Source organism: Achromobacter anxifer, assembly GCF_903652925.1.
In the GTDB taxonomy this organism is placed as follows: domain Bacteria; phylum Pseudomonadota; class Gammaproteobacteria; order Burkholderiales; family Burkholderiaceae_B; genus Achromobacter; species Achromobacter anxifer.
The window spans coordinates 127,940-154,202 of record NZ_CAHLAR010000002.1; the positions used below are offsets into that span (position 1 = coordinate 127,940).

Consider the following 26,263-nt stretch of genomic DNA (forward strand, 5'->3'; position numbering starts at 1 on the left):
GAGTTCCGGGGAGCGGATTTTCCGCCGAGCGCGGTGTATCCGCGTGGCGCAAGCCACTTCCAGGAGTCCATGTCCAGATAGAACCGCCAAAGTCCCGGCAGCCCATCCATTACAAGAATTTCAAGAGACGAGACGCACACAACCGCGCCGTCCCCATGCTGCAGCAAGAGGAGACAATATGAAATACCGCACCACCGCCGCGGCCGTGTTCGCCGTGGCCGCCCTGGGCTTGAGCGGCGCCGCCGCCGCGCAATGGCCTGAACGCCCGATCACGCTCATCGTCCCGTTCCCCGCGGGCGGGGGCACGGACACGTTTGCCCGGCCGCTGGCCCAGCAGCTGACCACCCAGCTTGGCCAGACCGTCGTCATCGACAACAAGGGCGGCGCGGGCGGCACCGTGGGCGCCGGCGTGGCGGCCAAGGCCAGGCCCGACGGCTACACCTTCTTCATGGGCGGCGCTCACCATGCGCTGGCTCCCTCGCTGTACAAGAGCCTGAACTACAACATCCAGAAGGACTTCGTGCCGGTCGCACTGGTCGCGCAGCCGCCGCAGGTCATCGTCATCAATCCGCAAAAGCTGCCGGTGAAGACCGTGCAGGAGCTGATCGACTACGCCAAGAAGCGTCCCGGGGAAATCAACTTCGGCACGGCGGGCAAGGGCAGCACGCACCACCTCGCCGGCGAGCTGTTCGCCATGCAGACCGGCATCAAGCTGGTGGACGTGCCCTACCAGGGCGCGGGTCCGATGCTGTCGGCCCTGATCGGCGGGCAGGTGGACCTGGCCTTCGACGGCCTGGGCTCGTCGTCCGGCCACATCCGCTCCGGCGTGATCAAGCCGCTGGCCGTGGCCGCCGCCGAGCGCTCGCAGTCGCTGCCCGACGTGCCCACCGCCGCCGAGGCCGGCGTGCCGAATTACGTGGTGTCGACCTGGTACGCGATCTGGGCGCCCGCCGGTACGCCCCAGGAAGCGGTCGACAAGATGATTGCCGAAATCACCAAGGCCCTGAACGCGCCGAAGATCAAGGAAACCTGGGCCGGCAACGGCTCCGCCGTACCCACGCTGACGGGCGCCGAATTCGGCAAGTTCGTCGACAGCGAGGTCGAGCGCTGGGCCAAGGTGGTGAAGGATTCGGGGGTTAAGCTGGATTGATGGGCTTAGGTTGGACGCGCGCCGTAGGGCGCGCGTTTTTTCCTTAGCGCCACTCGCTCGCCAGGCTCAGCTTCGCCAGCTGATCATGCGTCAGCGTCAGGCTGGCCGCCTTCACCAGTTCATCCAGTTGCGCCAGCGAGGTCGCGCTGACGATGGGCGAGGTGATGCCGGGTTGGGCGATCTGCCAGGCCAGCGCGGCCTGGGCGGGTGTGCAGCCTGCGTCCTCGGCGACTTCGTCCAGCGCTTTCAGGATGCGGTAGCCGCGGTCGTTGAGATAGGTGTCGACGATCTTGCGGCCGCGCGGGCTCTTGCCGGCGTCGGCCGGGCTGCGGTACTTGCCGCTGAGGAATCCGCTGGCCAGCGCGTAATAGTTGATCGTGCCCATCTGCTGCGTCTTCACCAGGCTTTGCAAGCCGGATTCGAAGGGCTCGCGGCGGTACAGGTTGTACTCGGGCTGGATGCTTTCGTAGCGCGGCAGGCTGTGCCGTTCGCTGGCGATCAGCGCTTCGGACAGCCGCACCGCCGTGTAATTCGAGGCGCCGATGGCGCGCACCTTGCCGGATTCGATGTGCTTGGCGTATTCGGCCAGGGTGTCGGTCAGCGGGGTGTCCGGATCGTCCTGGTGCGACTGGTACAGGTCGATATGGTCCGTCTGCAGGCGGGCCAGAGAGGCTTCCAGCGAGCGGCGGATGTAGGCGGGCGCCAGGCCCTTGGCGTCCGGGCCCATTTCCATGCCGACCTTGGTGGCGATCAGCACGCGGTCGCGCTTGCCCGAGCGCTTGAGCCATTTGCCGATCAGGGTTTCGGATTCTCCGCCCTGGTTGCCCGGCACCCAGCGGGAGTACACGTCCGCCGTGTCGATGAAATTGAGGCCCGCATCCACCATCGCGTCCAGCAGCGAGTAGGTGCCGGCTTCGTCGACGGTCCAGCCGAAAACGTTGCCGCCGAAAGTGAGCGGGGGAATCTGCAGGCCGGAACGGCCCAATGCGCGTTTGATCATGGTGTGGCCTCTGGATGCTGCGGTGACGTCGTCCGGTTTCAAGCGAATCCGGCCGGTGCAATTCGGGACTTTTCAGTATATTGACGCCGCTGCGCTTCGTTGCGGGGCATGTCGTTGCGGCATGCACCATTTCAGGGATTCCCCCGAAACGCTTCGGGATGACGGCAAGTTAGACTATACGGCTTTATGGCTAGTCCGGCCGGCGGGGAGCCGCCAGCGGCGCCGTAATAATGAACAAACACCAAGGGTTCAAGGAGCTTATCTATGCTGATCGGAAAAAAACATTTTCTGACGGTTGGCGCCATGGCGCTGGCGATGGCTATCGCCGCGCCTGTGTCCGCGCAGCAGAAGTCCGTGGCGGTCACCGCCATCGTCGAGCATCCGGCGCTGGACGCCGTGCGTGACGGGGTGCAGGACGCCCTCAAGCAAGCCGGCTACGAGCCGGGCAAGAACCTGAAATGGCAATACCAGAGCGCCCAGGGCAACAACGGCACCGCCGCCCAGATCGCTCGCAAGTTCGTGGGCGACAAACCCGACGCCATCGTCGCGATCGCCACGCCGTCGGCCCAGGCCGTCGTCGCCGCCACCAAGGACGTGCCGGTGGTGTATTCCGCCGTGACTGATCCCGTTGCCGCCCAGCTGGTTCCCAGCATGGAAGCGTCGGGCACCAACGTGACCGGCGTGTCGGATCTGCTGGCGCTGGACAAGCAGGTCGACCTGATCAAGAAGATCGTTCCCAACGCCAAGCGCGTGGGCATCGTCTACAACCCGGGCGAGGCCAACTCGGTCGTGGTCGTCAAGAAGCTGCAGGAAATCCTGCCGAAGGCCGGCATGAGCCTGGTCGAAGCCGCCGCGCCGCGTTCCGTGGACGTGGCTTCCGCCGCCCGCAGCCTGATCGGCAAGGTCGACGTCATCTACACCAACACCGACAACAACGTCGTGTCGGCGTACGAGTCGCTGGTCAAGGTCGGCAACGACGCCAAGATCCCGCTGATCGCGTCCGACACCGACAGCGTCAAGCGCGGCGGCATCGCCGCCCTGGGCATCAATTACCGCGACCTGGGCGTGCAGACCGGCAAGGTGGTGGTGCGCATCCTCAAGGGCGAAAAGCCCGGCGCCATCCCCTCGGAAACCAGCACCAAGCTTGAGCTGTACGTGAATCCAGGCGCCGCCGCCAAGCAAGGCGTGACGCTGTCCGACGCGCTCATCAAGTCGGCCGCGGTGGTCGTGAAGTAATAGCCAGCCGGTATACGCCCCGCCGCGCCTATCCGGCGCGAGCGGGGTGCAGTCTGATTCTTCAGTGCCTTGCCTTACCCCATGTTCTCAAGGGCAGTAGCATTCAAAAGATGCGCGCGGCCCGGCGCACTATGTGCTGGTCTCGAATGGCCTGACGGCCCGCCTTCTGGCGTTGAATCCGTCTGGCGTCTTTGCTCCCTGAATGGTCCTGCATGCGTTCCCGCATGCCTATGCTGCCGGCATCACCGGCCGGCATGGGGATGTTTTGGCAGGAAACGAGGCAAAAGCGCGTGCCGGGAAACGTTTCTTGCGAAAGCTGGGGTAAAACTGACCCCGAAACGCAAGAAATCCGACGTTTCAACTCTTTAATATGCTCGTTTCTTACCTCATTGGATTTGACTCATGTCATTGTTCTCGTTGTTAGGCGCGCTGGAGATCGGCCTGATCTTCAGCCTGGTGGCCTTGGGCGTGTTTATCTCGTTCCGGCTGCTGCGCTTCCCGGACCTGACCGTTGACGGCAGTTTTCCGCTGGGCGGCGCGGTCTGTGCCACGCTGATCGCCTCGGGCACCGATCCGTTCCTGGCCACGGTCGTCGCCACGATCGCCGGCGCCGCGGCCGGGCTGGTCACCGGCTGGCTGAACGTGAAGCTGAAGATCATGGATCTGCTGGCCAGCATCCTGATGATGATCGCGCTCTATTCGGTCAACCTGCGCATCATGGGCAAGCCCAACGTTCCCCTCATCACCGAACCCACCGTATTCACCATCCTGCAGCCGGAATGGCTGTCGGACTACGTCGCGCGTCCTCTGATCCTGATCGTCATCGTGATCCTGGCAAAGCTGGCGCTGGACTGGTTCTTCGCCACGCAGACCGGCCTGGCGGTGCGCGCCACCGGTTCCAACGGCCGCATGGCCCGCGCCCAGGGCGTCAACACCGGCCGCATGATCCTGGGCGGCATGGCGCTGTCCAACGCGCTGGTCGCGCTGGCGGGCGCGCTGTTCGCCCAGACCCAGGGCGGTTCGGATATTTCGATGGGCATCGGCACCATCGTGATCGGCCTGGCCGCCGTGATCGTGGGCGAAAGCATCCTGCCGTCGCGCAAGCTGGTGCTGGCCACGCTGGCCGTCATCATCGGCGCCATCGTCTACCGCTTCTTCATCGCCCTGGCGCTGAACAGCGATTTCATCGGCCTGAAGGCGCAAGACCTGAACCTCGTCACCGCGGTGCTGGTCACGATCGCCCTCGTTATCCCCATGCTCAAGCGCCGCCTGGTCGGCAAAAAGGTGCGCTGATATGTTGTCCGCAAAAGACCTCAAGATTACGTTCAACGCGGGTACGCCCATCGAGACGCGCGCCCTGCGCGGCCTGTCGCTGGAGATTCCCTCGGGCCAGTTCGTGACCGTCATCGGTTCCAACGGCGCCGGCAAGTCGACCTTCCTCAATGCGGTCTCCGGCGATCTGTCGGTCGACTCCGGCCGCATCGACATCAACGGCGTCGACGTCACGCGCCAGCCCGTCTGGGCGCGCGCCGGCCGCGTGGCCCGCGTGTTCCAGGACCCGATGGCCGGCACCTGCGAAGACCTGACCATCGAAGAGAACATGGCGCTGGCGCAGATGCGCGGCGCGCGCCGCGGCTATAGCCGCGCGGTCAAGGCTTCCATGAAGGAAGGCTTCCGCGAGCGTCTCGCCACGCTGGGCCTGGGCCTGGAAAACCGGCTGAGCGACCGCATCGGCCTGCTGTCGGGCGGCCAGCGCCAGGCGGTCAGCCTGCTGATGGCGGCCTTGCAGCCTTCGCGCATCCTGCTGCTGGACGAGCACACCGCGGCGCTGGACCCGCGCACCGCCGACTTCGTGCTGCAACTGACCGCGCGCATCGTCGCGGAAAGCCAGCTCACCACGATGATGGTGACGCACAGCATGCGCCAGGCCCTGGACGTGGGCGACCGCACGGTCATGCTGCACCAGGGGCAGGTAGTGCTGGACGTGTCCGGCGACGAGCGCCGCGGCATGGACGTGCCGGACCTGCTGGCCATGTTCGAGCGCGTGCGCGGCGAGAAGATCTCGGACGACGCCTTGCTGCTGGGTTGACGCTCGGCGCCGGCAGCGCGAACCGCAGCCGGCCGCCGCGATTCCGCGGGCACCCGCCAGGGCTACCCGCAGATCCTAGATGAACCGGCCCGGCCGGAATGCTTCATGGCGGGACGCGCCGCCGCCATCGCACATGAGTTCGCCCAGTATCTTCGCCGTGCCGGGCGCGGTGCTGAAACCGATGTGCTGATGCCCCAGCGCCAGCCACAGGCCGGGATGGCGGGGCGCCTGGCCTATCATCGGCCGGCTGTCGGGCAGCGTCGGGCGCCGCCCCAGCCAAGCCTCGGAGTCCAGCCTCCGGTCCAGCGGAAACGCTTCGCGGGCGCGAGCTTCGGCTAGGTCCAGTTGCAGCGGCCGGGCAGGGGCGTCGCAGGCATTGAGTTCCACGCCCGTGGTCAGGCGCAGGCCGCGCGCCATGGGCGACAGCACGTAGCCGCCGCCGGTGTCGTAGACCGGACGCGTCAGGCTGGCGCCGTTGTGGCCGCTGTAGTGCATGTGATAGCCGCGCTCGAAGGCCATGGGCAGGTCTATGCCCGCCGTCTTCAGCAGGCCTTGCGACCAGGGCCCCAGCGCCACCACCAGCTGATCCGCCGCCACCGTCTCGGAACCTTGCGATCCCTGCACCGTCCAGCCCTGGCCATCGCGGCGGATGGCACCAGCCGTGAGGCGCTTGAATGCGCCGCCCGATCGGCGGAACAGGGCGGCATAGGCCGCGACCACTTCATGCGGGTCGTCGACGGAATATGAACCCTGGATCCACAGCGCGCGGTGAAAGATTGGCGACAGGGCCGGCTCGATTTGCGCCAGTTCCGCGGGCTGCAGGATCTGGGTCGGCACCTGGTATTCGGCGTAGGTCCGGCGCGACAGTTCGCCGCCGTTCCAGCCCTGTTCCGAGCGGTAGAGGAAGACCCAGCCCGTGTCGCGCAGCCGGTGCGCGGCGCCCGATTCGTTCAGCAGGCGCAGGTGTTCGGGCGCGGACAGCCGGATCAGCCCGTCCAGCGCCGCAACCGTCTGCTTGAAGACTGCCGGCCGCGCATTGAGCAGGAAGCGCGCGGCCCAGCCCAGATTTTGCGCCAGGTAGTTCAGGCTGTAGCGGAACTGGACCGTGTCGTTCTTCAGAAGTTTGGGCAATTGCGCCCACAAGCCCGGATGGTTGAACGGCATCAGCGAACTGCGGGCGATCACCCCCGCGTTGCCCAGCGAGGTCTCCAGGCCCGGCTCCTGCCGGTCGACCAGCGTGACCGACATGCCCCGGCGCTGCAGTTCCAGCGCGCAGCACACGCCCACGATGCCCGCGCCGAGGACGATGACTTGCTTTCCCATGTGTTTTTTCTGAGTTCAGTCAAAGAGGCCGTGATGCCGGCAGGGTCGCGGAATTGTATTGCAGCCCGCCATGGGCAGGCGGGAAAAAACGCGGCCTCGCGGGCCTCAGGCGGGCGGCTTCTGGCCCAGGATCCGGCCCGCCGCGGCGACGCCCCACCAGGAGGCTTCCTCGAACACGGAATAGCCCGACAGGTCGGCGTGCGCGAACAACACCGGGCCGTCCACTTCGCGCAGGGCGGCCAGGCCCGGATTGGACAGGTAACCGCAAGCCGGCGTGGCCATGGCGTGGCCGCGCACCGTGATTTCCAGCTGGCGCGCACGGCGCCAGAATTCTTCGCCATAGGCCGCGACCAGGTCGGCGGCGGCTTCGGTCCGCAACTCCTGCGGGCTGGCGCGGGTCAGCCATTCGCGCGCGGCCTGGGGCGCCTGGCCGCTGAGCGCGTGATAGGCCGTGAAGACGCTGCGCGGCGAACGCGCCACGCGCAGCAGCTGGTGGGTGGACACCACATAGCCCAGCGCCTGCCCCTGGTAGACCACGTTGTCCCAGGACAGCGGCTCGCCGGGCGCCTCGGCGGGATAGCCTTCCATGACGAAGTTCGACACCATCCACGGCGCATGCGGCGACGCGTGCACGGCGGGGTCGTAGCCATAGGCGCGGATGTCCGGCAGGATGCGTTGGGCCACGAACAGCGGCATGGCGCACACCGCGCGGCGGGCTTGCACCGTGTAGGCAGAGGACGCCGGGGATGCCGCCAGGCAGGTGACCAGCGGGCCGGAATCCGTCTCCAGCACCCGGACCGCCGTGCCCTCGATCAGCCAGCCGGCGTGGCCGAGCTTGCGCGTGATGGCCTCGCGCATGCGCTGCGCCAGCGTGTACAGGCCGCCCGGCCAGGTCAGCACCGCGCCTTCGCCCGCATTGACGGCGTGGCCGTCGCGGCTGGCGAAATAGTGCAGGCCGGCCCAGGCCGAGACCACGTCGTATTGCGCGCCGTAATCGTCGCGGCAGCAGTAGTTCAGGTACCAGTGCAGGGCGGGCGAGGTATAGCCCTCGCGCTCCAGCCATTGCTTGAAGGTGATTGCGTCCAGCGCGCGCCAAGCCGGGTCGCGCGACGACAGCGTGAGCGGGATGCAGAAGACCTTGCGGCCGTCGTTGCCTGTCTGGGTATGCAGGCGGTCCACCAGCGCCAGGAATTTGCGGTGCTGCGCCACGTCTTCCTCGGGCAGGCCGCTCATGGGCAGGAGGCCTTCTTCCCAGTGGCCGCCGCGCAGCAGGCGTTCCTGCGGCGAATGCACCAGCACGGCTTCGTCGTAGTAGGGGCGGGCATCGTTCGCGCCGCGCTCGATGATGCCGAAGTCGGCCAGCATCTCGCGCACGTGGGTGGACGCCAGTGATGGCAGCGGCAGGTAGTGCGCGCCCAGCGGATAGTCCAGGCCGTCGCGCAGGCCGGAGGCGGCATTGCCGGCGTACTCGGGGCCTTGCACCACCAGGAAATCGGTGTGGCCTTCGCGCGCCAGCTTCCAGGCGCAGGACAGGCCGGCCACGCCCGAGCCCAGTATGACGACCTCGCTTTGCCGGCTACCCGAGGGCTGCGGCCAGGACGCCCCATCGCGCAGGGCATGGCCCGCCTGCATGCCCGGGTAATGCACTTCCGGGGTGGTCTCGATGATGCGCGAACGGTAGTACCCGGCGGTGCCGGCGGCCGCGGCCGTGGCCGCGCCCAGCAGGAAAGTGCGCCGGCGCATCAGCGGAGGACCTTGCGCCAGTCCTCGTCGAAGTAGCGCACGAGCGACTGCTCATTCAAGCGGTTGGGCGGCATCGCCAGCGCCGGCATGTCGGCCGGGAAATGGAACAGTTCGCGGGTCGTGGCCGGGTCCAGGTAGCGGGTGGGCACCGAGATCTTGGCGGGCACTTCGTAGTCGCTGCGCTTGCCGGCCAGGATGAAACCCCAGTCGCCGAAGGACGGCACATAGGCGTGGTACGGCCAGGTGTTCAGACCCGCTTCCTTCAAGGTGGCGTCCACGCTCCAGAACGAGCGCGGCGCGAAATAGGGCGAGGTGGACTGCACCACCATATAGCCGTTCTCGGCCAGGTGCCGCGCCATCAGGTGATAGACCGGCACGGAGTACAGCCGGCCCAGGCCGAAGTTGGAGGGATCGGGAAAATCCACCACGATGAAGTCGTAGACCTCGGCATGGGTTTCCAGCCAGCGGCCGGCGTCGTCGTTGATCACGGTGACGCGCGGATCCTTCAGCGAGCCCTGGTTCAGCTTGACCAGGGGATCGGAATGCGAGAACAGCCCGGTCATGGCGGGATCCAGATCCACCAGCGTGACGTGTTCGATATTCTTGTATTTGAGGATTTCGCGCACGGCCAGGCCATCGCCGCCGCCCAGCACCAGCACATTGCGCGCCCAGGGCAGGGCCTGCAGGCCGGGGTGCACCAGCGCTTCGTGATAGCGGTGTTCGTCGCGCGACGAGAATTGCAGGTTGCCGTTGATGTACAGGCGCAGGTCGTCGTGCCAACGCGTGACCACCAGGCGCTGGTAGGGCGTCGTTTCGGCATGCACCACATCGTCGCCGTACAGGCCTTTCTCGGCCCAGGCCGTCATGCTGCCGGAATAGACGAAGCCCAGCGCCAGCAGCCCGATCACCACGCTGGCGCGCACGGCTTTTTCGCCGGGCTTGCTGACCTCGGCGCGGAACAGCCAGGTGGTCCACAGCGCCACGCTGGCATTGAGGATGCCGAACAGGAAGCTGGTGCGCAGCAGCCCGAGCTTGGGGGCGAGCAGCAGCGGGAACACCAGCGATACGGCCAGCGCGCCCAGGTAGTCGAAGGTCAGCACGCGGCTGACGATTTCGCGGAACTCGGTCTTGCGCTGATTGAAGACGCGCATCACCAGCGGGATCTCCATGCCGACCATCAGGCCGATGATGAAGACGCCCACATACAGGGCGGCGCGGAAGGGGGCGGACAGCCAGGCGAAGACCAGGAACAGCACCGCTGCGGAGACGCCGCCCAGCAGGGCAACCAGCAGCTCCACGTCGATGAAGCGATTCAAAACGTCTTCGTCTCTTACATATTTTGACAACCACGAGCCTATGCCCATGGCGAACAGATAGCAGCCGATGACGGAAGAGAACTGCAGTATCGAATCTCCCAGCAAATAGCTGGCCAGCGCGCTGCTGATGAGCTCATAGCCCAGACCGCAGGAGGCGACGATCAATACCGAAAGAATGAGAACGCGGTCGCGCATGAGGTGTCCGACACGAAAAATGCGTTCGCAGTATATCGAACGCGGCGTATATACTGCGCGCAATTAGGAGGGTGGCAATGGGAGAAGCAATGCATCCGGCGGTGACCTATCTGATCTACATCGCCTCGGCGCTAGTGATGCTGGGGATCTTCACCCTGGTCTACACGACCGTCACGCGCTACAAGGAATTCGAACTGATCCGCGAGGGCAACATCGCCGCCGTGCTGTCCTATGGCGGCGCGCTGGTCGGCTTCAGCTTCACCCTGTGTTCCAGCATCGCCGTCCACGCCAGCTTCACCATGTTCCTGGTGTGGGGCCTGGCCACCATGGTGGTCCAGTTGGTCGTGTACATGGGCGTGTCGCAAGCCATCCGCGGCCTGAACGAGGCCATCGAAGAAAACAACATCGCCATGGGCGGGCTGATCGGTTCCATTTCGATCGCCGCCGGCATCGTCAACGCCGCCTGCCTGGCCTGACGCCGGCAGGCGCGGCGAACCCGATCTGACAGGAGGACTTTTCATGAGTCTCGGTTCATTCATTCGCAAGCAGTTCATCGACATCCTGCAATGGAACGAGGATCGCGACGGCGTGCTCGCCTGGCGCCATCCGATGCAGGATTTCGAAATCCAGTACGGCGCCAGCCTCACGGTGCGCGAATCGCAGATGGCGGTGTTCGTCAACGAAGGCAAGGTGGCCGACGTGTTCGGCCCCGGCATGTATAAGCTGACCACGCAGACGCTGCCGATCCTGACCTACCTGAAGAACTGGGACAAGCTGTTCGAGTCGCCCTTCAAGTCGGATGTGATCTTCTTCAGCACGCGCCTGCAGCTGGGCCGGCGCTGGGGCACCGCCCAGCCGGTCACGCTGCGCGACAGCGAGTTCGGCATGGTGCGGCTGCGCGCCTTCGGCGTGTATTCCTATCAGATCTCCGATCCCGCCAAGTTCTATCGCGAGGTCAGCGGCACGCGCGACGAGTACACCGTCGACGACCTGGAGACGCAGCTGCGCAACATGGTGGTCGCGGCGATGACGACCGCGCTGGGCGGCTCCAAGGTGCCGTTCCTGGACATGGCTGGCAACCAGGGGCTGATGTCGCAGAGCATCGCCGAACAACTGGCGCCGGTGTTCGACCGCTACGGCGTCAAGCTGGACAACTTCACGGTGGAAAACGTCTCGCTGCCCGAAGAGCTGCAGAAGGCGCTGGACACGCGGATCTCGATGGGCATGGCGGGCGACCTGGGCAAGTTCACCCAGTACCAGACCGCCACGGCCATTCCGATGGCGGCGCAGAACGAGGGCGGCATCGCCGGCATCGGCGCGGGCCTGGCGGCCGGCGCGGCGCTGGGCCAGACCATGGCGGCCGGATTGGCCGCGGGCCAGGCGCCGGCGCCTGCGGCGCAGCAGCCCGCACCGCCAGCGCCCGCTGCGGCCGGCGGCGATCCGGTGCAGCGGCTGCAGCAGCTCAAGGATCTGCTCGACAAGGGCCTGATCACGCCGGCGGACTACGACACCGCCAAGGCCGACGTGCTGAAGAAACTCACCAGCTGATAGGACCCCATGCAGCAGGTTCTGTGTCCGCAGTGCGGCGCCCCAGTCAAGTTCACGTCCGCGGCTTCCGTCATGGCGGTCTGCGGCGCCTGCCGCAGCACCTTGCTCAAGGACGCCGATTCGGTCAGGCGCATCGGCGAGGCCGCCGAGGTCCTGGAGGATTATTCGCCCTTGTGCCTGGGCGCGGCTGGCGCCTACGAAGGCAAGCGCTTCGACCTGATCGGCCGCATCCAGCTGCATTACGAGGACGGCTTCTGGAACGAGTGGTACCTGTGGTTCGAGGACGGCTCCGACGGCTGGCTGTCGGACGCGTCGGGCCAGTACGCGGTGACCCGGCGGCGCAAGGTGAAGACGGCCCAGGGCATGCCGGCGTTCGAGGACATCCATCCCGGCGACGACTTGAAGCTGGATGGCCAGCGCTTCACGGCCGCCGACGTGCGGACCTGCCAGGCGGGCGGGGCGCAGGGTGAATTGCCTTTCGCGCCGGGCGACGGCTGGCAGGCCAAGGTGGCCGACTTCCGCAGCCTGGACGCATTCCTGACGCTTGATTTCTCCGACGGGCCGGAACCCGAGCTCTACATCGGCAAGGCGTTCGACCTGTCCGCCATGCAGGCGGCCTCGCTGCGCAGCCAGGAGCAGGTCGAGGAGACCGCCGGCCGTTTCCGCGGCCAGATCAAGGCGCTGGACTGCCCTAATTGCGGTGCGCCGATAAGTTTTGTCGCTGCGATGGCCACGCAAGTGGTCTGCCCTTCGTGCGCGGCGGCGGTCGACTGCTCGGGCCCCACGGCCGAAGTCATCGAGAAGGCCCGTAAGGTCAAGGCCATCAAGACCACCTTGGCGTTGGGCGCGGTGGCCAAGATCGACGGCGCGTCCTTTACGCTGATCGGCCTGATGAAGTGCGCCGATCCTGACCCCGAGGAGCCGTCCGACTGGATCGAGTACCTGCTGTTCAATCCCGTGAAGGGCTTCATCTGGCTGGTGGAAACGGACGAAGGCTGGGAGCGCGTGCAGGTATGCGACACCTGGCCTAGCTACAACAACGTCAGCAGCGTGCGCTGGCGTTCTAAGCTTTACCAGAAGCTGTATGACTACACCTCGCGCGTGGAGCTGGCGCTGGGCGCCTTCAACTGGCGCGTCAAGGTCGGCGACAGCACCAAGATCACCGACTACAAGGCCGGCAACCTGAAGCTGACGCGCGAACTGAGCGGGTCCGAACTGGGCTGGTCGGCCTCGGGGCCGGTGGCGCCGGCGCAATTGGCCGAGTGGTTCGGCGATCCCGAACTCGCCAAGCAGAAGGCCATGCCGCGCAGCGGCCTGGGCGGCGCCGGGTACGGAAAGTTCGCGCGGATCGCCATGATCGCGCTCGCCTTCCTGAACTTCGAAAACATACTCAGCGGGCGTTTCCTCCCCATCCTGATCGGCCTGGCGTTCCTCTGGATCCCGGCGGCGGTGGCGGACAAACTCGCAGGCAAGGACGAATAGCAAGATGGGCAAGCTTTTCTACACCGTCTATGCAGTGATCGTGGTGATATTCGCCACCGGGGCAAGCTCGCCGGGCGCACGCTATACCAGCGGCGGCTCCACCAGCAGCAGCAGCTGGGGCAGCAGCTCCTCCGGTGGATCCGGCTGGTCGTCGGGCGGATCCCATAAGTGACCGTGCAAGCGACCCCACAAGTGCCTCCCCAGGCGATCCCGCACGCCACGCCCGGCCGCCACCTGCTGGCGGATTTCCGCGGCATGCCGGCCGACCGCCTGACCGACGCGCAAGCGCTGGAACGCGACCTGATCGCGGCGGCCGAGGCGGCGGGCGCCCGCGTGCTGAGCGCGCATTTCCATCATTTCGGCGAGGGCGCGGGCGTGACCGGCGTGGTCCTGCTGAGCGAGTCCCACATCAGCATCCATACCTGGCCCGAACATGCCTTCGCGGCGCTGGACATCTTCATGTGCGGCGCGGCCCGCCCGGAACTGGCGCTGGAACACCTGCGGGCGCGGCTGGCGCCCGAATCGGTGCATGCGACCACGGTGGCGCGCGGCTGAAGCCCGCGGCCGCCACTCCTTGATTTTGCTCAACGATCCCCCGGGAAGCCAAATTGACGAGCGTTATATACCTATATATATTTCGTTACCGACTTAGCGATTCCCTTGGGAGAAGATCATGTTCCGCAAACGTCCGATCGTGGCGCTGTCCTTGGCGCTGGCCGCCGCATGGGGCGCCAATGCCAACGCCGGCGACCTGGTGGTGTCGGCCGCCGCCAGCCTGACCAACGCCTTCAAGGAAGTCGCGCAGGGCTATGAAAAAGAGCATGCCGGCACCAAGGTCATCCTGAACTTCGGCGCTTCCGACGTGCTGCTGCAGCAGATCGTCAAGGGTGCGCCGGCCGACGTGTTCGCCTCGGCCGACCAGAAGGCCATGGACAAGGCGGTCGAGGAAAAAGCCGTCAGGCCGGCGTCGCGCGTGGACTTTGCCGCCAACCAGGTGGTGCTCATCGTCCCGGCGGACAGCAAGGCCAACATCACGGCGCTCAAGGACCTGACCCGCGACGACGTCAAGCGCATCGCCTACGGCAATCCGGCATCGGTGCCGGTGGGCCGCTACACGCAGGGCGCGCTGGAGGCCGCCGGCCTGTGGAAGGAAGTGCAGGCCAAGAGCGTGCTGGCGCAGAACGTGCGCCAGAGCCTGGACTACGTTGCGCGCGGCGAGGTCGACGCGGGCTTCGTGTTCGCGACCGACGCGGCCATCATGGCGGACAAGGTCAAGGTCGCGGTGCGCGTGCCTTCGCAGACGCCGGTGACCTATCCCATCGCCGTCACCACGCGCGAAGCCGCCGCCAAGGAAGCCGAAGGTTTTGTTGCCTATGTGCTGTCTCCCGCGGGTCAGGCGATACTGTCGCGCTACGGCTTCCAGAAGCCCTGATACCTGTTGAATCGTAGGCATTGATGAGTGATCCGGTTTGGGTGCCGCTGCTGCTTTCCCTGAAAGTGGCAGGCTGGGCAACGCTCTTGGCGACCGTGGCGGGCACGGCCGCGGCTTATGGCCTGTCGCGCTGGCGCTGGCCGGGGCGCGACCTGCTGGACGCGCTGCTCACCTTGCCGCTGGTGCTGCCGCCCACGGTCCTCGGCTATTACCTGCTGGTGCTGCTGGGCCGCCGCGGCATCATCGGCGAGACGCTGGCGGACTGGGGCATCGAACTGGTCTTCACCTGGCAGGGCGCGGTGATCGCGGCTTCCGTGGTGGCGTTTCCGCTGGTGTTCAAATCGGCCCGCGCCGCCTTCGAGAACGTAGACAGCCAGCTGGAAAGCGCGGCGCGCGTGCTGGGCGTGTGCGAAGCGGGGGTGTTCTTCCGCGTCACCTTGCCGCTGGCGGCGCGCGGCATTGCCGCTGGCGTGTTGCTGGCTTTCGCGCGGGCGTTGGGTGAATTCGGCGCCACGCTGATGATCGCTGGCAACCTGCCGGGACGCACCCAGACCCTGTCTGTCGCCATCTACGAGGCGGTGCAGGCGGGCGACGATGCCACCGCCAACATGCTGGTGCTGGTCACGTCGGTGACCTGCGTGGTGGTCTTGCTGCTGGCCGGCAAGCTGGTGCCCGTCAGCAGCGGCCGGCGCAACGGGAGCGCGCTATGAGCGTCAGCATCCGGGTGCGCAAGCAGATGGTGTCCGGCGACCGGCGTTTCGCGCTGGACGTCGCTTTCGATTCGTCGGCCAAGCGCATCGCGCTGTTCGGCCCGTCGGGCGCGGGCAAGAGCCTGACCCTGCGCGCGGTGGCGGGCCTGCTGCGGCCGGACTCGGGCCGCATCGACATCAATGGCCGCGTGCTGTTCGACTCCGACGCTGGCGTCAGCCTGCCCGCGCAGTCGCGCCGCGTCGCCTACCTGTTCCAGGACTATGCGCTGTTTCCCCATCTGACCGTGGCGCAGAACATCGCTTTCGGGCTGCGGCGCGGCTGGCGCAATCCGCCCAGGCGCGAAGTCGGGCCCGAGGCGCAGCGCTGGGTCGACGCGTTCGAGCTGGGCTCCATCGTCGGCAGCTATCCCAGCGAGATCTCAGGAGGCCAGAAGCAGCGGGTCGCCCTGGCGCGCGCGCTGATGCTGCGGCCGGACATTCTGCTGCTGGACGAACCCTTTTCGGCGCTGGATTCGCAGCTGCGCGGCAAGATGCGGCTGGAACTCAACGCCTTGCAGCGTCAGCTGGACGTGCCGATGCTGCTGATCACGCACGATCCGGCCGACGTCGAGGCGCTGGCCGACGAAGTGTTCGAAGTGCGCGAGGGCCGGGTGCGGCGCCACGAAGAAGACGTGGGCGTCTGAAGTATCAGTCCAGCACGCCCAGGATCACGCTGGAAGCCTTGAAGATCGCTACCGCGTCGGCGCCGACATCCAGCGCGAGGTCCTGCGCGCTTTCGTTGGTGACGATGGCCGCCAGCGTCACGCCGCCTTCCAGCCCTATCAGGATCTCGCTGTTGACGGCGCCCGGACGCAGCGCCGTGATCTTGCCCGGCAACTGGTTGCGCTCCGACAGGCGCAGGCCGGGGCCGGGAGCGCCGACGATGACTGACGACGCCTTGACCAGCGCGATCGCCTCCTTGCCCGTCGCCAGTCCCAGTTCCTGCGTGCTTTCGCGCGTGATGGTGGCCGTGATGGTCAGGCCGCCCGCGATGCGCAGCACGATTTCGTCGTTGACGGCGCCGGCGCGGATCTGGATGACGGTGCCTAGCAGTTTGTTGCGTGCGCTGGTCTTGAGCATGAAACGCCTCATGAGGTCGATGTCGCCGCTGGCGGTCACGCCGGCGCGGGTCAGGTTTTCCATGAACTTGCGGTGCTCGGCTTCCATTGCGCGGAAGGTGGCGATAAGGCTGCGCGCTCTGTCGGTCAGCCGCGTGCCGCCGCCGCCCTTGCCGCCGGCGGCCCTGATCACCAGCGGTTCGCCCGCCAGGTTGTTCATGGCGTCGATGGCATCCCAGGCGCCCTTGTAGCTCATGCCCACGGCGCGCGCGGCGGCCGTGATCGAGCCGGTGGCGTCGATCTGCGCCAGCAGGTCTATGCGGTTTTTTCCGCCCCAGGTCTGGGCGCCGGAGCGAAACCAAATCGAGCCGTCGAGTTCCAACATCAGTATTGCGCCAGTGGTCGGGTCAGGAGTGTGGGACGACCTGGAAGTGTAATTGACGCAAGGCCGGGGCGGCAGCGGATCGCGCAGATGATGAGAATGAGATTCTGTTGAAATTTTGCGGGCTTCGCGGCAGTATGTCCGTGCTTAGGGCTCACGGAGATAAGGACATGAAAACGTTCAAATTGCTGGCTGCGGGTTCCATGACGGCCTTGTTGGCGGCATGCGCCTCAGGGCCCACGGTAAAGAGCGACTACGACCATCAGGCGAATTTCGCGCAATACCAGACCTTCGGCTACATGACGCCGCTGGGCACCGACAAGGCCGGCTACAGCACCCTGCTGACGGAACGGCTCAAGAACGCCACGCGCGGCCAGATGGAAATGCGCGGCTATACCTACAGCGCGTCCAACCCCGACCTGCTGGTCAATTTCAGCGCCAAGCTGCAGCAGAAGGTGCAGGTCACGCCAGCCGCGCCGCCCATGGGACCGTATTACGGCTACCGCACGGGCTTCTACGGCGGCTGGCCCGGCTACGGCTGGGGCGACGACGTCTACCAATATACTGAGGGCACCCTGAACATCGACCTGGTCGACGCGCGCCGCAAGCAGCTGGTGTGGGAAGGCGTGGCCGTGGGCGAGGTCCAGAATCCGGATAGCGCCGCCTCGGTCGAGAGCACGGACAAGGTGGTTGCGCAGATATTCTCCAAGTATCCGTTCCGCGCGGGCGTGGCCGCGCCGCAGTTGCCGGACAAGAGCAAACCCTAGGGCCGCCCGCGGGCCCGCTGAGAGGAAGCCGCATGAGTACTCGCCGCAAGGCCCCGACCAAAGACACCGGCGAGACGCCGCCTTATGAAGTCGTCGCCCTGGTGCTGCAGGGCGGGGGAGCGCTGGGAGCCTATCAGGCCGGGGTGTACCAGGGGCTGCACGAGGCGGGCATCCGGCCCAACTGGATTTCGGGCATCTCGATCGGATCGATCAACGCGGCCATCATTGCCGGTTCCCGCGAGGACGAGCGCGTGGACCGGCTGCGCGGTTTCTGGGAAAGCATCTGCCGTCCGGCGGGCTTCGCCTCGGTGCCCTGGGGCGACACGCTGGGCGCCATGTTCGAAGGCCTGCCATTCGGCTTCGGCTCGCCCGTCATGAACGGGCGGGTGTCGGCGTTCCAGGCCTTGTTCTCCGGACAGCCGGGTTTTTTCAAACCGCGTTTTCCGCCTTCCTACCTGGTGCATGGCAGGGGCGCCGCATCCACCAGTTTCTACGACACCACGCCGTTGGTCGCGACCCTGCGGGAATTCGTGGACTTCGACCTGCTCAATAGCGGCGCCGTGCGTGCCAGTTTTGGCGTGGTGAACGTGCGCAGCGGCAACTTCGCCTATTTCGATAGCCTGAAGGACACCCTGGGCCCAGAGCACATCATGGCCTCGGGCGCCTTGCCGCCGGGTTTTCCGTCCGTCGAGATCGACGGCGAGCATTACTGGGACGGCGGCATCGTGTCCAACACGCCGCTGGCCCAGGTGTTGACCACGGACAATATGCGCGACACGCTGGCGTTCCAGGTCGACCTGTGGCCGGCGCGCGGCGACCTGCCGACCACGCTGGAGGAGGTGGCCGAGCGGCAGAAGGACATCCAGTATTCCAGCCGGACCCGCCTGGTCACGGACCAGCTGCGGCGCGTGCTCAAGCTGCGGCATGGCTTGCAGCGCCTGCTGGCGAAGTTGCCTGAAGCCGAGCGCAACGCGGCCGAGTTCGAGGAAATCCGCAAGTTGTCCCACACGCCGGCCACCAACATCGTCAACCTGATCTACGAAGCCAAGCACCTGGAGCGTTTCTCCAAGGACTACGAATTCGGCACCGAGGCCATGCGCGAGCACTGGGAGTCCGGCCTGGCCGACATACGCGCCACGCTGGCCAAGCCGGGCGTGCTGGCCCGGCCCACCCAGGATAGCTGCTTCGTCGCCCACGACATCCATCGCAACGGCAAGCGCACCTGAACTGCCGCCGCGGGGTGGGGCGGGGTGGGGTGCTGCTGCGGGATCGGCGTCGGATCGGTCCGATAGTCGCTCCATAAAGCAGCGGCCGGCGAGCCTCGGCGGTAGTCTCCCGGGACAAATTGCAACCTTGTTCCGGGAGCCGGCCGCCGTCCTGCGGCGCAGGCCGTCCCGCTGGAGACCCACCGTGAATGCGCCTGCCCGCCTTCCCCGTCTTGCCCATGTCGCGCCCGCGCGCGCAGCCAACGCTTCCCATCCCATGGACGGCTGGTGGAGCCTGCTCTATCAGGGCTGGACCTTGCTGACCCCCCAGGGCGGCCGCATCGCCCTGACCGCCCTGGAGCGCACCTGCCTGCTTTGCGTGCTGTGCAATCCGTCCCGCGAACTGCGGCGCGAGGAATTCCTGGCCGTTCGCAAGCGGACTTCCATGCGGACTCTGAATGTCGCGATCTGCCGCCTGCGCGGCAAGGTCCTGCTTGCCGGCGCCCGCTTGCCGCTGCATACCGTGCACGGCATGGGTTATGTGTTCCTGGGCAAGCTGCGGGAGCTTTCCGATTGCTGATCTGTTGTATGAAATCCCCTCGCGCGTGGTATTTGAAGCACTAAAAATCAGTGATTTCCCCAATAACTGAGTTACATTATTGGGCTAATTACGTGCCTTGATGACGCATGCTTCTTATTTTGATCGCGGGCAAAAGCCGCGGTTAAATACAGCCGTTACTTGACGCGCCAACGGTTCATTACGCTACGCGGGGGTTTCAATGCGGTTTTCGCCTAAACGTATTTCAGGGCTGGCTTTCTCCGGTGGGGTCCTCGCGCTGATATTGGCGGGTTGCGGTGAAAAGCCGCAAATGAATCCAGGCATGCCTCAGGTCAGCGTCATCACGATTCAGCCGCAGCGCGCGCCTCTCGTGTCCGAACTACCTGGCCGCGTCGACGCCGTCCGGGACGCCCAGATTCGCTCGCGGGTCACCGGCATCGTCCAGAAGATCGCCTTCGAGCAGGGCGGCGACGTCAAGGAAAACCAGCTGCTCTTCAAGATCGATCCGGCTCCCTACAAGGCCGCCTACGATCAAGCGACCGCGCAGCTCAAGCAGGCGCAGGCCAATCTGTTCAGCGCCAAGCTGTTGGCCGACCGCTACGCGCCGCTGGTCAAGGCCAACGCCGTCAGCAAGCAGGAATACGACAACGCCGTGGCTTCGTACCGCCAGGCGGATGCCGCCGTCGCGGCCGCCAAGGCGGCGCAGGACAACGCCTCGATCAATCTTGGCTACACCGACGTCACGTCGCCCATCACGGGCCGCATCGGCAAACCGCTGGTCACCGAGGGCGCCCTGGTCGAAGCCACGTCCGCCACCCAGATGGCCACCGTGCAGCAGCTGGATCCGATCTACGTGGACTTCACCCAGTCCACCGCGGAGCTGGCCTCCCTGCGCCGCGCCTTCGCCAGCGGCCAGCTGCAACAGATCGGCAAGGACACGGCGCGCGCCACCATCGTGCTTGAGGACGGTTCCGAATACGGCCAGCCCGGCAAGCTGCTGTTCACCGGCATCACGGTCGATCCGACCACCGGCCAGGTGAACCTGCGCGCCGAAGTGCCCAATCCGGACGGCATCCTGCTGCCGGGCATGTACGTGCGCGTGCGCCTGGAGCAGGGCGTGGACGAAAAGGCCCTGATGGTGCCTCAGCAGGCGCTGCAACGCACCGCGGACGGCCTGCAGAGCCTGATGCTGGTCAAGGACAACAAGATTGAGCAGTTGCCCGTGACCACCGGCGGCGCGATCAAGAACGAATGGGTCGTCACCAGCGGCCTGAAGGCCGGCGACGTGGTGGTTGTGGAAGGATTCCAGAAAATCCGTCCCGGCGCCCCGGTGCAGGTCAGCCAGTGGAACAAGGGCGGCGCAGCCGCGCCGGCGGCCCAACCCGGCGCGCAGCCGGGCGCCAAGCCCGCGGAACCCGCCCAACAGCCCGGCGCCAAACCGGCCGAGCCTGCCCAGCAGGACAAGGCCGCAGGCCAGAAGTCTTAAGCGGCACGCGGCGCTTGCGCCGCGTTCCTCTTTGGTGAGCATCGCTTTCAGAGTCAGCCCACATGCCGCAATTTTTCATTGATAGACCAATTTTTGCCTGGGTAGTCGCCCTGTTCATCCTGCTGGCCGGGGTGCTGGCGATCCCGAACATGCCGGTGTCGCAGTACCCGGACGTGGCGCCTCCCGCCATTACCATCACGGCGACCTATCCGGGCGCTTCGGCCAACGAAGTGGCCGAGCAGGTCACCAGTATCATCGAAGACCAGTTGAACGGCGCCAAGGGCCTGATCTACTACGAGTCGGTCAGCGATTCCTACGGCACCTCGACCATCACCGCCACGTTCGCGCCCGGGACCAATCCCGACCTCGCGCAGGTGGACGTGCAGAACCGCGTGTCCAACGTGGTCGCGCAGCTGCCCACCGCCGTGCAGCAGCAGGGCCTGCAATACGAGCAGACCAGTACCGGCTTCCTGATGGTGGCTGCGGTGTCGTCCACCGACGGTTCGCTGGACCAGACCGCGCTGGCCGACTACATCACCCGCAACATCAAGAACCCGGTGTCGCGCGTGCCTGGCGTGGGCCAGTTCCAGCTGTTTGCGGCGCCGCGCGCCATGCGCATCTGGGTCGATCCCGCCAAGCTGGTGGGTTTCAACATGAGCATGGCGCAGGTCAACCAGGCCATCGCCGCCCAGAACGTGGTGATTTCCGGCGGCAGCATCGGCGCGCCGCCCAACCCGGATTCGCAGCGCATCACCGCCACGGTCACGGCCAACGGCCAGCTGAGCACGGTGGAAGGCTTCGGCAAGATCGTCCTGCGCGCCAACACCGACGGTTCCCAGGTGCTGCTGCGCGACATCGCCCGCATCGAGGTCGGCGCCGACAACTACCAGTTCGGGGCCCGCCTGAACGGCAAGCCGACGGCCGCCTTCGCCATCGTGCTGTCGCCCAATGCCAACGCGCTGGCGACCGCGCAGGGCGTGCGCCAGCAGATGGAGCAGCTGTCCAAGTACTTCCCGGGCAACATCACCTATTCCATTCCGTATGACACCGCGCCCTACGTGAAGGTGTCCATCGAGCAGGTGGTCCACACTCTGGCCGAAGCCATGGTGCTGGTGTTCCTGGTGATGTACCTGTTCCTGCAGAACGTCCGCTATACCCTGATCCCGGCCCTGGTGGTGCCGGTGGCCATGCTGGGGGCGTTCGCGGTGATGCTGGCGCTGGGCTTCTCCATCAACGTGCTGACCATGTTCGCCATGGTGCTCGCCATCGGGATTCTGGTGGACGACGCCATCGTGGTGGTCGAGAACGTCGAGCGGATCATGTCCACGGAGGGGTTGCCACCTAAAGAAGCAACCAAGAAAGCCATGCCGCAGATCAGCGGCGCCATCATCGGTATCACGCTGGTGCTGGTGACGGTGTTCCTGCCGCTGGCCTTCATGAGCGGTTCGGTCGGCGTGATCTATCGCCAGTTCTCGATCGCGATGGCCGTGTCCATCTTCTTCTCCGCGCTGCTGGCGCTGACCTTCACGCCGGCGCTGTGCGCCACCATCCTCAAGCCGGTGCCCAAGGGCCACCACGAGGACAAGAAGGGCTTCTTCGGCTGGTTCAACCGCAAGTTCGACGCCACCACCCACGGCTACCAGAACTGGGTGTCGCGCATCCTGCACAAGGGCGGCCGCATGATGCTGGCCTTCGCGCTGCTGGTCGTGCTGCTAGGCTGGCTGTACCTGCGCCTGCCGTCGTCCTTCCTGCCCGAGGAAGACCAGGGCTACGTGGTCAGCAACATCGAACTGCCCACGGGAGCCACGGCCAACCGCACGGTCGAGGTCATCGAACAGGTCGAAAAGTACTTCTCCGAAGTGCCGGCGGTGGAAAACATCATCGCCGTGCAGGGCTACAGCTTCAACGGCAACGGCCTGAACGCCGCTATCGCCTTCGTCACGCTGAAGGACTTCAGCGAGCGCAAGTCGCGCCAGGATTCGGCCGGCGCCATCGCCTTCCATGCCTTTGAAAAGCAGCTGATGGGCATCCATGATGCGCAGGTGTTCACCCTGGTGCCGCCGGCCATTTCGTCCCTGGGCAACGCCACCGGCTTCGACTTCCGCCTGCAGGATCGCGGCGCCGCCGGTTCCGCGGCCCTGGCCGCGGCCACGGGCGAGCTGATGGGCCTGGTCATGAAGAGCCCGGTACTGTCGCAGGTTCGGATTACCGGTCTCGGACCGGGCGCGCAGCTCAGCCTGACGATCGATCGCGAGAAGGCCGCCGCGCTGGGCGTGGACTTCAACGAGGCCGCCTCGCTGATTTCCACGGCTGTCGGTTCCGCCTACCTGAGCAAGTTCCCCAACCTGGGCCGGATGCAGAACATCTGGGTGCAGGCCGATGCGCCGTACCGCATGCAGCTCAAGGATGTGTTGCAGCTGAACGCGCGCAACAGCCAGGGCGGCATGGTGCCGCTGTCCTCCTTCGTCAAGGCGGAGTGGAAGCAGGGGCCGGTGCAGGTGGTGCGCTACAACAGCTACGAGTCCATGCGTATCGGCGGCAACGCCGCGCCGGGCTACACCACCGGCGAAGCGATGGCCGAGATGGAACGCCTGGTGGGCCAACTGCCGCAGGGCTTCGGCTACGAATGGAACGGCCTTTCCTACCAGGAGCGCCAGGCTGGCTCGCAGGCTCCCATCCTGATGGGCCTGTCGCTGCTGGTCGTGTTCCTGGTGCTGGCCGCCCTGTATGAAAGCTGGGCCATCCCGATTTCGGTGATGCTGGTGGTGCCGCTGGGCATGCTGGGCGCGGTGGCGCTGATCAGCGCGCTGGGCATGTCCAACGACGTGTACTTCCAGGTGGGCATGGTGACCGTGATCGGCTTGGCGGCCAAGAACGCCATTCTTATCGTGGAATTCGCCAAGGACCAGTATGCCCGGGGCATGGGCTTGTACGAGGCTGCGGTGGAAGCCGCGAGGCTGCGGTTCCGCCCCATCCTGATGACTTCGCTGGCATTCATCCTGGGCGTTGTGCCCCTGGCCCTGGCGACCGGCGCTGGCGCCGCCAGCCAGCGCGCCGTGGGTCTGGGCGTGCTGGGCGGCATGTTGGCCGCCACGCCGTTCGCGGTGATTTTCGTGCCGACCTTCTTCGTGGTGGTGCTGGGCCTGTTCAAGACCCGGCCGCGCCTGCTGGGCGCCGAACTGCGCGCTTTCGAGGAAGAGCAGGCGGCCAAGAAGGCCGCGGCCGGACAGGCCGCGCCGGACGCCGCGCAACATCCCGCACAACCCAACGGTGGCCAGGAGGGCAAGGAATGAAAGCCCTGAAGTTCAAACAGACCGCCTTGTCCGCTTTCGTGGCGGTGGCGTTGGCCGGCTGCTCGCTGGCGCCTGATTACAAGCGTCCCGACGCGCCGGTGTCCGGCGCGTGGCCCGACCAGCCCAAGGTGCAGTACGGCGGCTACGCCAAGCCCACCACGCTGGGCGTCCAGCCGTCCACCGCGGTCATGCCGCAGGACGGCACGCCCGCGGCCAATCTGGGCTGGCGCGAGTTCTTCCGCGATCCGCGCCTGCAAAGCCTGATCGAGCTGTCGCTGGCCAACAACCGTGACATGCGCGTGGCGGTGCAGCGCGTGGAAGAGGCCCGCGCCCAGTACGGCGTGCAGCGCGGCGCGCAATGGCCCAGCATCGGCGCCGGCATCCAGGGCCAGCGCCAGCATCTGCCGAAGAACATGCGGGCGGAAGGCGCTGGCTCCATCAGCAGCTCCTACCAGGCCGGCATCGGCCTGACCACTTTCGAGATCGACCTGTTCGGCCGGTTGCGCAACCTGTCCGAGGCGGCGTACCAGCAGTACCTGTCGACCGAGCAGGCGCAGAAAAGCGTGCAGATCACGCTGGTCGGATCGGTGGCCCAGTCGTATTTCAATCTGCGCGCCGCCGAGGTCCAGCTGGACCTGACGCAGCGCACCCTGGCGTCGCGCCAGGAGTCCTACAACCTGGTCAAGCGCCGTTTCGACGGCGGCGTGGCTTCCGAATTGGACCTGAACCAGGCCAAGTCGCTGCTGGATTCGGCCTCGTCCGACCTGGCGCAGCTGGCCCGCGCCCAGGCCCAGGCCATGAACGCCCTGGTGCTGCTGGTCGGCACGCCGTTGCCGCCGGACCTGCCGGCGCCGGCCGTGTTCGGCCGCGACCAGTTGCTGGCCACCGTGCCTGCCGGCCTGCCGTCGGACCTGCTGGAGCGCCGTCCGGACATCCTGGCCGCGGAGAACCAGCTGAAGGCCGCCAACGCCAATATCGGCGCGGCGCGCGCGGCGTTCTTCCCGACCATCTCGCTGACCGGCCTGCTGGGCGTGGCCAGCCCGTCCTTGAGCGATCTGTTCAAGGGCGGCCAGGGCTACTGGAGCTTTTCGCCTTCGATCACCACGCCGCTGTTCGCTGGCGGCAGCATCCGCGAAGGGCTGAACCTGGCCAAGGCGCGCGACAATATCGCGGTGGCGCAGTATGAGCAGTCGATCCAGCAGGCGTTCCGCGAAGTGTCGGACGCGCTGGCGGGCGAGGCCACCTACGGCGCGCAACTGGATGCCCAGCGCGCGCTTCAGGATTCCTCGGCTCGCACGCTGGAACTGTCGAATCTGCGCTATACCAATGGCATCGACAGCTACCTGCAGGTGCAGACCGCGCAGGTGGACCTTTTCAATGCCCAGCTCGCCCTGGTCCAGACCGGCCTGGCGGCGCTGATCAACCGCGTGGAGCTGTACAAGGCCCTGGGCGGCGGCTGGGAAGAAACAACGAAAGTGCAATGATAGAACTTGGTGTAAACATCGATCACGTTGCCACGCTGCGGCAACAACGCCACACGGCTTATCCGGATCCGGTCGTCGCCGCGCTGCGCGCGGAAGACGCCGGCGCCGACCTGATCACGCTGCATCTGCGTGAAGACCGGCGCCACATCCAGGACAAGGACGTGTACGCCATGCGGCCGCAGCTGCGCACGCGCATGAACCTGGAGTGCGCGGTCACGGCGGAAATGCTGGAGATCGCCTGCGCGGTGAAGCCCAACGACGTCTGCCTGGTGCCGGAAAAGCGCACCGAGCTCACGACCGAAGGCGGCCTGGAAGTGGCGGGCGCCATGGGTCCGGTGTCGGACGCGGTGGGCTTGTTGGCCGAAGCCGGCATCCGCGTGTCGCTCTTCATCGATCCGGACCCGGTGCAGATCGCCGCGGCGGCCAAGGCCGGCGCGCCGGTGATCGAATTGCACACGGGCGCTTACGCGGAAGCCGAAGGCGAGGCCGCCGAGGCCGAGCTGCAGCGCCTGCGCCTGGCCGTGGCCGAAGGCTTGCGCCACGGCTTGCGCGTGAACGCGGGCCATGGCCTGCATTACGGCAACGTTCAGCCGGTGGCGGCGCTGGATGGCATTTCCGAACTCAACATCGGCCATGCCATCGTCGCGCAAGCCGTGTTCGACGGCTGGGAAAAGGCGGTGCGCGACATGAAGGCGCTGATGGTGCAGGCCCGCCTGCAGGCGCTGCGCGGCCTTTGATCGCGGGCCCGATGACCCGACTTCGCCGG

Annotated in this window: 24 protein-coding genes; 19 read left to right on the plus strand and 5 right to left on the minus strand. The window is 66.2% G+C overall.

Going from position 1 to position 26,263, the window contains the following annotated elements:
- The first annotated feature begins 178 nt into the window (after positions 1-178).
- Positions 179-1,150: a Bug family tripartite tricarboxylate transporter substrate binding protein gene (locus HWY37_RS05820; RefSeq protein ID WP_176088113.1), complete on the plus strand. Its 972-nt coding sequence runs from the start codon at positions 179-181 to the stop codon at positions 1,148-1,150.
- Positions 1,151-1,193: 43 nt separating this feature from the next.
- On the opposite strand, the gene HWY37_RS05825 is transcribed toward HWY37_RS05820, so the two are convergent.
- A complete protein-coding gene (locus HWY37_RS05825; protein WP_176088114.1) occupies positions 1,194-2,150 on the minus strand; it encodes an aldo/keto reductase in 957 nt (318 codons plus the stop codon).
- 264 nt (positions 2,151-2,414) lie between these two features.
- Between HWY37_RS05825 and HWY37_RS05830 the strand changes: the two genes are divergently transcribed.
- The 3 genes from HWY37_RS05830 (at position 2,415) to HWY37_RS05840 (ending at position 5,475) form a co-directional block, all read left to right on the plus strand.
- Positions 2,415-3,386 (plus strand): ABC transporter substrate-binding protein, encoded by a 972-nt coding sequence (locus HWY37_RS05830; RefSeq protein WP_175208998.1) that lies wholly within the window; start codon positions 2,415-2,417, stop codon positions 3,384-3,386.
- Between the two features lie 402 nt (positions 3,387-3,788).
- Positions 3,789-4,679 carry an ABC transporter permease gene (locus HWY37_RS05835; protein WP_175208997.1) on the plus strand — a complete coding sequence of 297 codons (891 nt, stop codon included), beginning with the start codon at positions 3,789-3,791 and terminating at the stop codon, positions 4,677-4,679.
- A 1-nt stretch (position 4,680) separates the two neighbouring features.
- On the plus strand, positions 4,681-5,475 hold the full coding sequence (locus tag HWY37_RS05840; RefSeq protein ID WP_175208996.1) for an ABC transporter ATP-binding protein: 795 nt from the start codon (positions 4,681-4,683) through the stop codon (positions 5,473-5,475).
- Between the two features lie 75 nt (positions 5,476-5,550).
- On the opposite strand, the gene HWY37_RS05845 is transcribed toward HWY37_RS05840, so the two are convergent.
- The 3 genes from HWY37_RS05845 to HWY37_RS05855 form a co-directional block, all read right to left on the minus strand.
- Complete coding sequence (locus HWY37_RS05845) at positions 5,551-6,798, minus strand: NAD(P)/FAD-dependent oxidoreductase (protein ID WP_176088115.1); 1,248 nt, start codon at positions 6,796-6,798, stop codon at positions 5,551-5,553.
- Positions 6,799-6,903: 105 nt separating this feature from the next.
- Complete coding sequence (locus HWY37_RS05850; RefSeq protein WP_176088116.1) at positions 6,904-8,541, minus strand: NAD(P)-binding protein; 1,638 nt, start codon at positions 8,539-8,541, stop codon at positions 6,904-6,906.
- Positions 8,541-10,052 carry a polyamine aminopropyltransferase gene (locus tag HWY37_RS05855; RefSeq protein WP_176088117.1) on the minus strand — a complete coding sequence of 504 codons (1,512 nt, stop codon included), beginning with the start codon at positions 10,050-10,052 and terminating at the stop codon, positions 8,541-8,543. Before HWY37_RS05855 ends, HWY37_RS05850 begins: the two co-directional genes overlap by 1 nt.
- An 89-nt stretch (positions 10,053-10,141) precedes the next feature.
- Here HWY37_RS05855 and HWY37_RS05860 point away from each other — a divergent pair, with 89 nt between their 5' ends.
- The 8 genes from HWY37_RS05860 (at position 10,142) to HWY37_RS05895 (ending at position 15,907) form a co-directional block, all read left to right on the plus strand.
- Positions 10,142-10,528, plus strand: coding sequence for a DUF350 domain-containing protein (locus tag HWY37_RS05860; RefSeq protein WP_176088478.1), 387 nt, complete (start codon positions 10,142-10,144; stop codon positions 10,526-10,528).
- 43 nt (positions 10,529-10,571) lie between these two features.
- The gene (locus HWY37_RS05865) at positions 10,572-11,600 is read left to right on the plus strand and encodes an SPFH domain-containing protein (RefSeq protein ID WP_176088118.1); all 1,029 of its coding nucleotides are present in this window, start codon (positions 10,572-10,574) and stop codon (positions 11,598-11,600) included.
- A gap of 9 nt (positions 11,601-11,609) precedes the next feature.
- On the plus strand, positions 11,610-13,082 hold the full coding sequence (locus tag HWY37_RS05870) for a DUF4178 domain-containing protein (RefSeq protein WP_175210345.1): 1,473 nt from the start codon (positions 11,610-11,612) through the stop codon (positions 13,080-13,082).
- A 4-nt stretch (positions 13,083-13,086) separates the two neighbouring features.
- On the plus strand, positions 13,087-13,254 hold the full coding sequence (locus HWY37_RS05875; protein ID WP_175210343.1) for a hypothetical protein: 168 nt from the start codon (positions 13,087-13,089) through the stop codon (positions 13,252-13,254).
- Positions 13,251-13,637 carry an adenosylmethionine decarboxylase gene (speD, locus tag HWY37_RS05880; RefSeq protein ID WP_281372010.1) on the plus strand — a complete coding sequence of 129 codons (387 nt, stop codon included), beginning with the start codon at positions 13,251-13,253 and terminating at the stop codon, positions 13,635-13,637. Before HWY37_RS05875 ends, speD begins: the two co-directional genes overlap by 4 nt.
- A gap of 118 nt (positions 13,638-13,755) precedes the next feature.
- The gene (gene modA, locus HWY37_RS05885; protein ID WP_175210341.1) at positions 13,756-14,514 is read left to right on the plus strand and encodes a molybdate ABC transporter substrate-binding protein; all 759 of its coding nucleotides are present in this window, start codon (positions 13,756-13,758) and stop codon (positions 14,512-14,514) included.
- A 23-nt stretch (positions 14,515-14,537) separates the two neighbouring features.
- Positions 14,538-15,224, plus strand: a complete 687-nt coding sequence (gene modB / locus HWY37_RS05890; RefSeq protein ID WP_175210339.1) for a molybdate ABC transporter permease subunit — start codon at positions 14,538-14,540, stop codon at positions 15,222-15,224.
- The gene (locus HWY37_RS05895) at positions 15,221-15,907 is read left to right on the plus strand and encodes an ATP-binding cassette domain-containing protein (RefSeq protein ID WP_176088119.1); all 687 of its coding nucleotides are present in this window, start codon (positions 15,221-15,223) and stop codon (positions 15,905-15,907) included. Before modB ends, HWY37_RS05895 begins: the two co-directional genes overlap by 4 nt.
- 4 nt (positions 15,908-15,911) lie before the next feature.
- Here HWY37_RS05895 and HWY37_RS05900 read toward each other — a convergent pair whose 3' ends face one another.
- Complete coding sequence (locus HWY37_RS05900) at positions 15,912-16,706, minus strand: TOBE domain-containing protein (RefSeq protein WP_175210337.1); 795 nt, start codon at positions 16,704-16,706, stop codon at positions 15,912-15,914.
- Positions 16,707-16,873: 167 nt separating this feature from the next.
- On the opposite strand from HWY37_RS05900, the gene HWY37_RS05905 reads away from it, so the two are divergent.
- The 7 genes from HWY37_RS05905 (at position 16,874) to pdxJ (ending at position 26,234) form a co-directional block, all read left to right on the plus strand.
- Positions 16,874-17,470: a DUF4136 domain-containing protein gene (locus tag HWY37_RS05905; RefSeq protein ID WP_175210336.1), complete on the plus strand. Its 597-nt coding sequence runs from the start codon at positions 16,874-16,876 to the stop codon at positions 17,468-17,470.
- A 32-nt stretch (positions 17,471-17,502) separates the two neighbouring features.
- On the plus strand, positions 17,503-18,696 hold the full coding sequence (locus tag HWY37_RS05910) for a DUF3734 domain-containing protein (RefSeq protein WP_176088120.1): 1,194 nt from the start codon (positions 17,503-17,505) through the stop codon (positions 18,694-18,696).
- Between the two features lie 184 nt (positions 18,697-18,880).
- Positions 18,881-19,255, plus strand: a complete 375-nt coding sequence (locus tag HWY37_RS05915; RefSeq protein ID WP_246302205.1) for a winged helix-turn-helix domain-containing protein — start codon at positions 18,881-18,883, stop codon at positions 19,253-19,255.
- Between the two features lie 199 nt (positions 19,256-19,454).
- Complete coding sequence (locus HWY37_RS05920; protein WP_175210333.1) at positions 19,455-20,720, plus strand: efflux RND transporter periplasmic adaptor subunit; 1,266 nt, start codon at positions 19,455-19,457, stop codon at positions 20,718-20,720.
- A 62-nt stretch (positions 20,721-20,782) separates the two neighbouring features.
- Complete coding sequence (locus HWY37_RS05925) at positions 20,783-24,013, plus strand: efflux RND transporter permease subunit (protein WP_175210331.1); 3,231 nt, start codon at positions 20,783-20,785, stop codon at positions 24,011-24,013.
- Positions 24,010-25,497 (plus strand): efflux transporter outer membrane subunit, encoded by a 1,488-nt coding sequence (locus tag HWY37_RS05930; RefSeq protein ID WP_175210329.1) that lies wholly within the window; start codon positions 24,010-24,012, stop codon positions 25,495-25,497. The genes HWY37_RS05925 and HWY37_RS05930 overlap by 4 nt, the downstream gene beginning before the upstream one ends.
- Positions 25,494-26,234, plus strand: a complete 741-nt coding sequence (gene pdxJ, locus HWY37_RS05935; RefSeq protein ID WP_176088121.1) for a pyridoxine 5'-phosphate synthase — start codon at positions 25,494-25,496, stop codon at positions 26,232-26,234. Before HWY37_RS05930 ends, pdxJ begins: the two co-directional genes overlap by 4 nt.
- The last annotated feature ends 29 nt before the right edge of the window (positions 26,235-26,263 follow it).

Excerpts from the sequence above, each read along its gene's own strand:
- HWY37_RS05925 (WP_175210331.1), top strand. The coding sequence starts at position 20,783 with ATGCCGCAATTTTTCATTGATAGACCAATTTTTGCCTGGGTAGTCGCC.
- pdxJ (WP_176088121.1), top strand. The coding sequence starts at position 25,494 with ATGATAGAACTTGGTGTAAACATCGATCACGTTGCCACGCTGCGGCAA.
- HWY37_RS05830 (WP_175208998.1), top strand. The coding sequence starts at position 2,415 with ATGCTGATCGGAAAAAAACATTTTCTGACGGTTGGCGCCATGGCGCTG.
- HWY37_RS05835 (WP_175208997.1), top strand. The coding sequence starts at position 3,789 with ATGTCATTGTTCTCGTTGTTAGGCGCGCTGGAGATCGGCCTGATCTTC.
- HWY37_RS05825 (WP_176088114.1), bottom strand. The coding sequence starts at position 2,150 with ATGATCAAACGCGCATTGGGCCGTTCCGGCCTGCAGATTCCCCCGCTC.
- HWY37_RS05920 (WP_175210333.1), top strand. The coding sequence starts at position 19,455 with ATGCGGTTTTCGCCTAAACGTATTTCAGGGCTGGCTTTCTCCGGTGGG.
- HWY37_RS05905 (WP_175210336.1), top strand. The coding sequence starts at position 16,874 with ATGAAAACGTTCAAATTGCTGGCTGCGGGTTCCATGACGGCCTTGTTG.
- HWY37_RS05875 (WP_175210343.1), top strand. The coding sequence starts at position 13,087 with ATGGGCAAGCTTTTCTACACCGTCTATGCAGTGATCGTGGTGATATTC.
- HWY37_RS05820 (WP_176088113.1), top strand. The coding sequence starts at position 179 with ATGAAATACCGCACCACCGCCGCGGCCGTGTTCGCCGTGGCCGCCCTG.
- HWY37_RS05860 (WP_176088478.1), top strand. The coding sequence starts at position 10,142 with ATGCATCCGGCGGTGACCTATCTGATCTACATCGCCTCGGCGCTAGTG.
- HWY37_RS05865 (WP_176088118.1), top strand. The coding sequence starts at position 10,572 with ATGAGTCTCGGTTCATTCATTCGCAAGCAGTTCATCGACATCCTGCAA.
- HWY37_RS05855 (WP_176088117.1), bottom strand. The coding sequence starts at position 10,052 with ATGCGCGACCGCGTTCTCATTCTTTCGGTATTGATCGTCGCCTCCTGC.
- HWY37_RS05930 (WP_175210329.1), top strand. The coding sequence starts at position 24,010 with ATGAAAGCCCTGAAGTTCAAACAGACCGCCTTGTCCGCTTTCGTGGCG.
- HWY37_RS05840 (WP_175208996.1), top strand. The coding sequence starts at position 4,681 with ATGTTGTCCGCAAAAGACCTCAAGATTACGTTCAACGCGGGTACGCCC.
- HWY37_RS05850 (WP_176088116.1), bottom strand. The coding sequence starts at position 8,541 with ATGCGCCGGCGCACTTTCCTGCTGGGCGCGGCCACGGCCGCGGCCGCC.
- modA (WP_175210341.1), top strand. The coding sequence starts at position 13,756 with ATGTTCCGCAAACGTCCGATCGTGGCGCTGTCCTTGGCGCTGGCCGCC.
- modB (WP_175210339.1), top strand. The coding sequence starts at position 14,538 with ATGAGTGATCCGGTTTGGGTGCCGCTGCTGCTTTCCCTGAAAGTGGCA.
- HWY37_RS05910 (WP_176088120.1), top strand. The coding sequence starts at position 17,503 with ATGAGTACTCGCCGCAAGGCCCCGACCAAAGACACCGGCGAGACGCCG.
- HWY37_RS05870 (WP_175210345.1), top strand. The coding sequence starts at position 11,610 with ATGCAGCAGGTTCTGTGTCCGCAGTGCGGCGCCCCAGTCAAGTTCACG.
- HWY37_RS05845 (WP_176088115.1), bottom strand. The coding sequence starts at position 6,798 with ATGGGAAAGCAAGTCATCGTCCTCGGCGCGGGCATCGTGGGCGTGTGC.
- HWY37_RS05895 (WP_176088119.1), top strand. The coding sequence starts at position 15,221 with ATGAGCGTCAGCATCCGGGTGCGCAAGCAGATGGTGTCCGGCGACCGG.
- HWY37_RS05900 (WP_175210337.1), bottom strand. The coding sequence starts at position 16,706 with ATGTTGGAACTCGACGGCTCGATTTGGTTTCGCTCCGGCGCCCAGACC.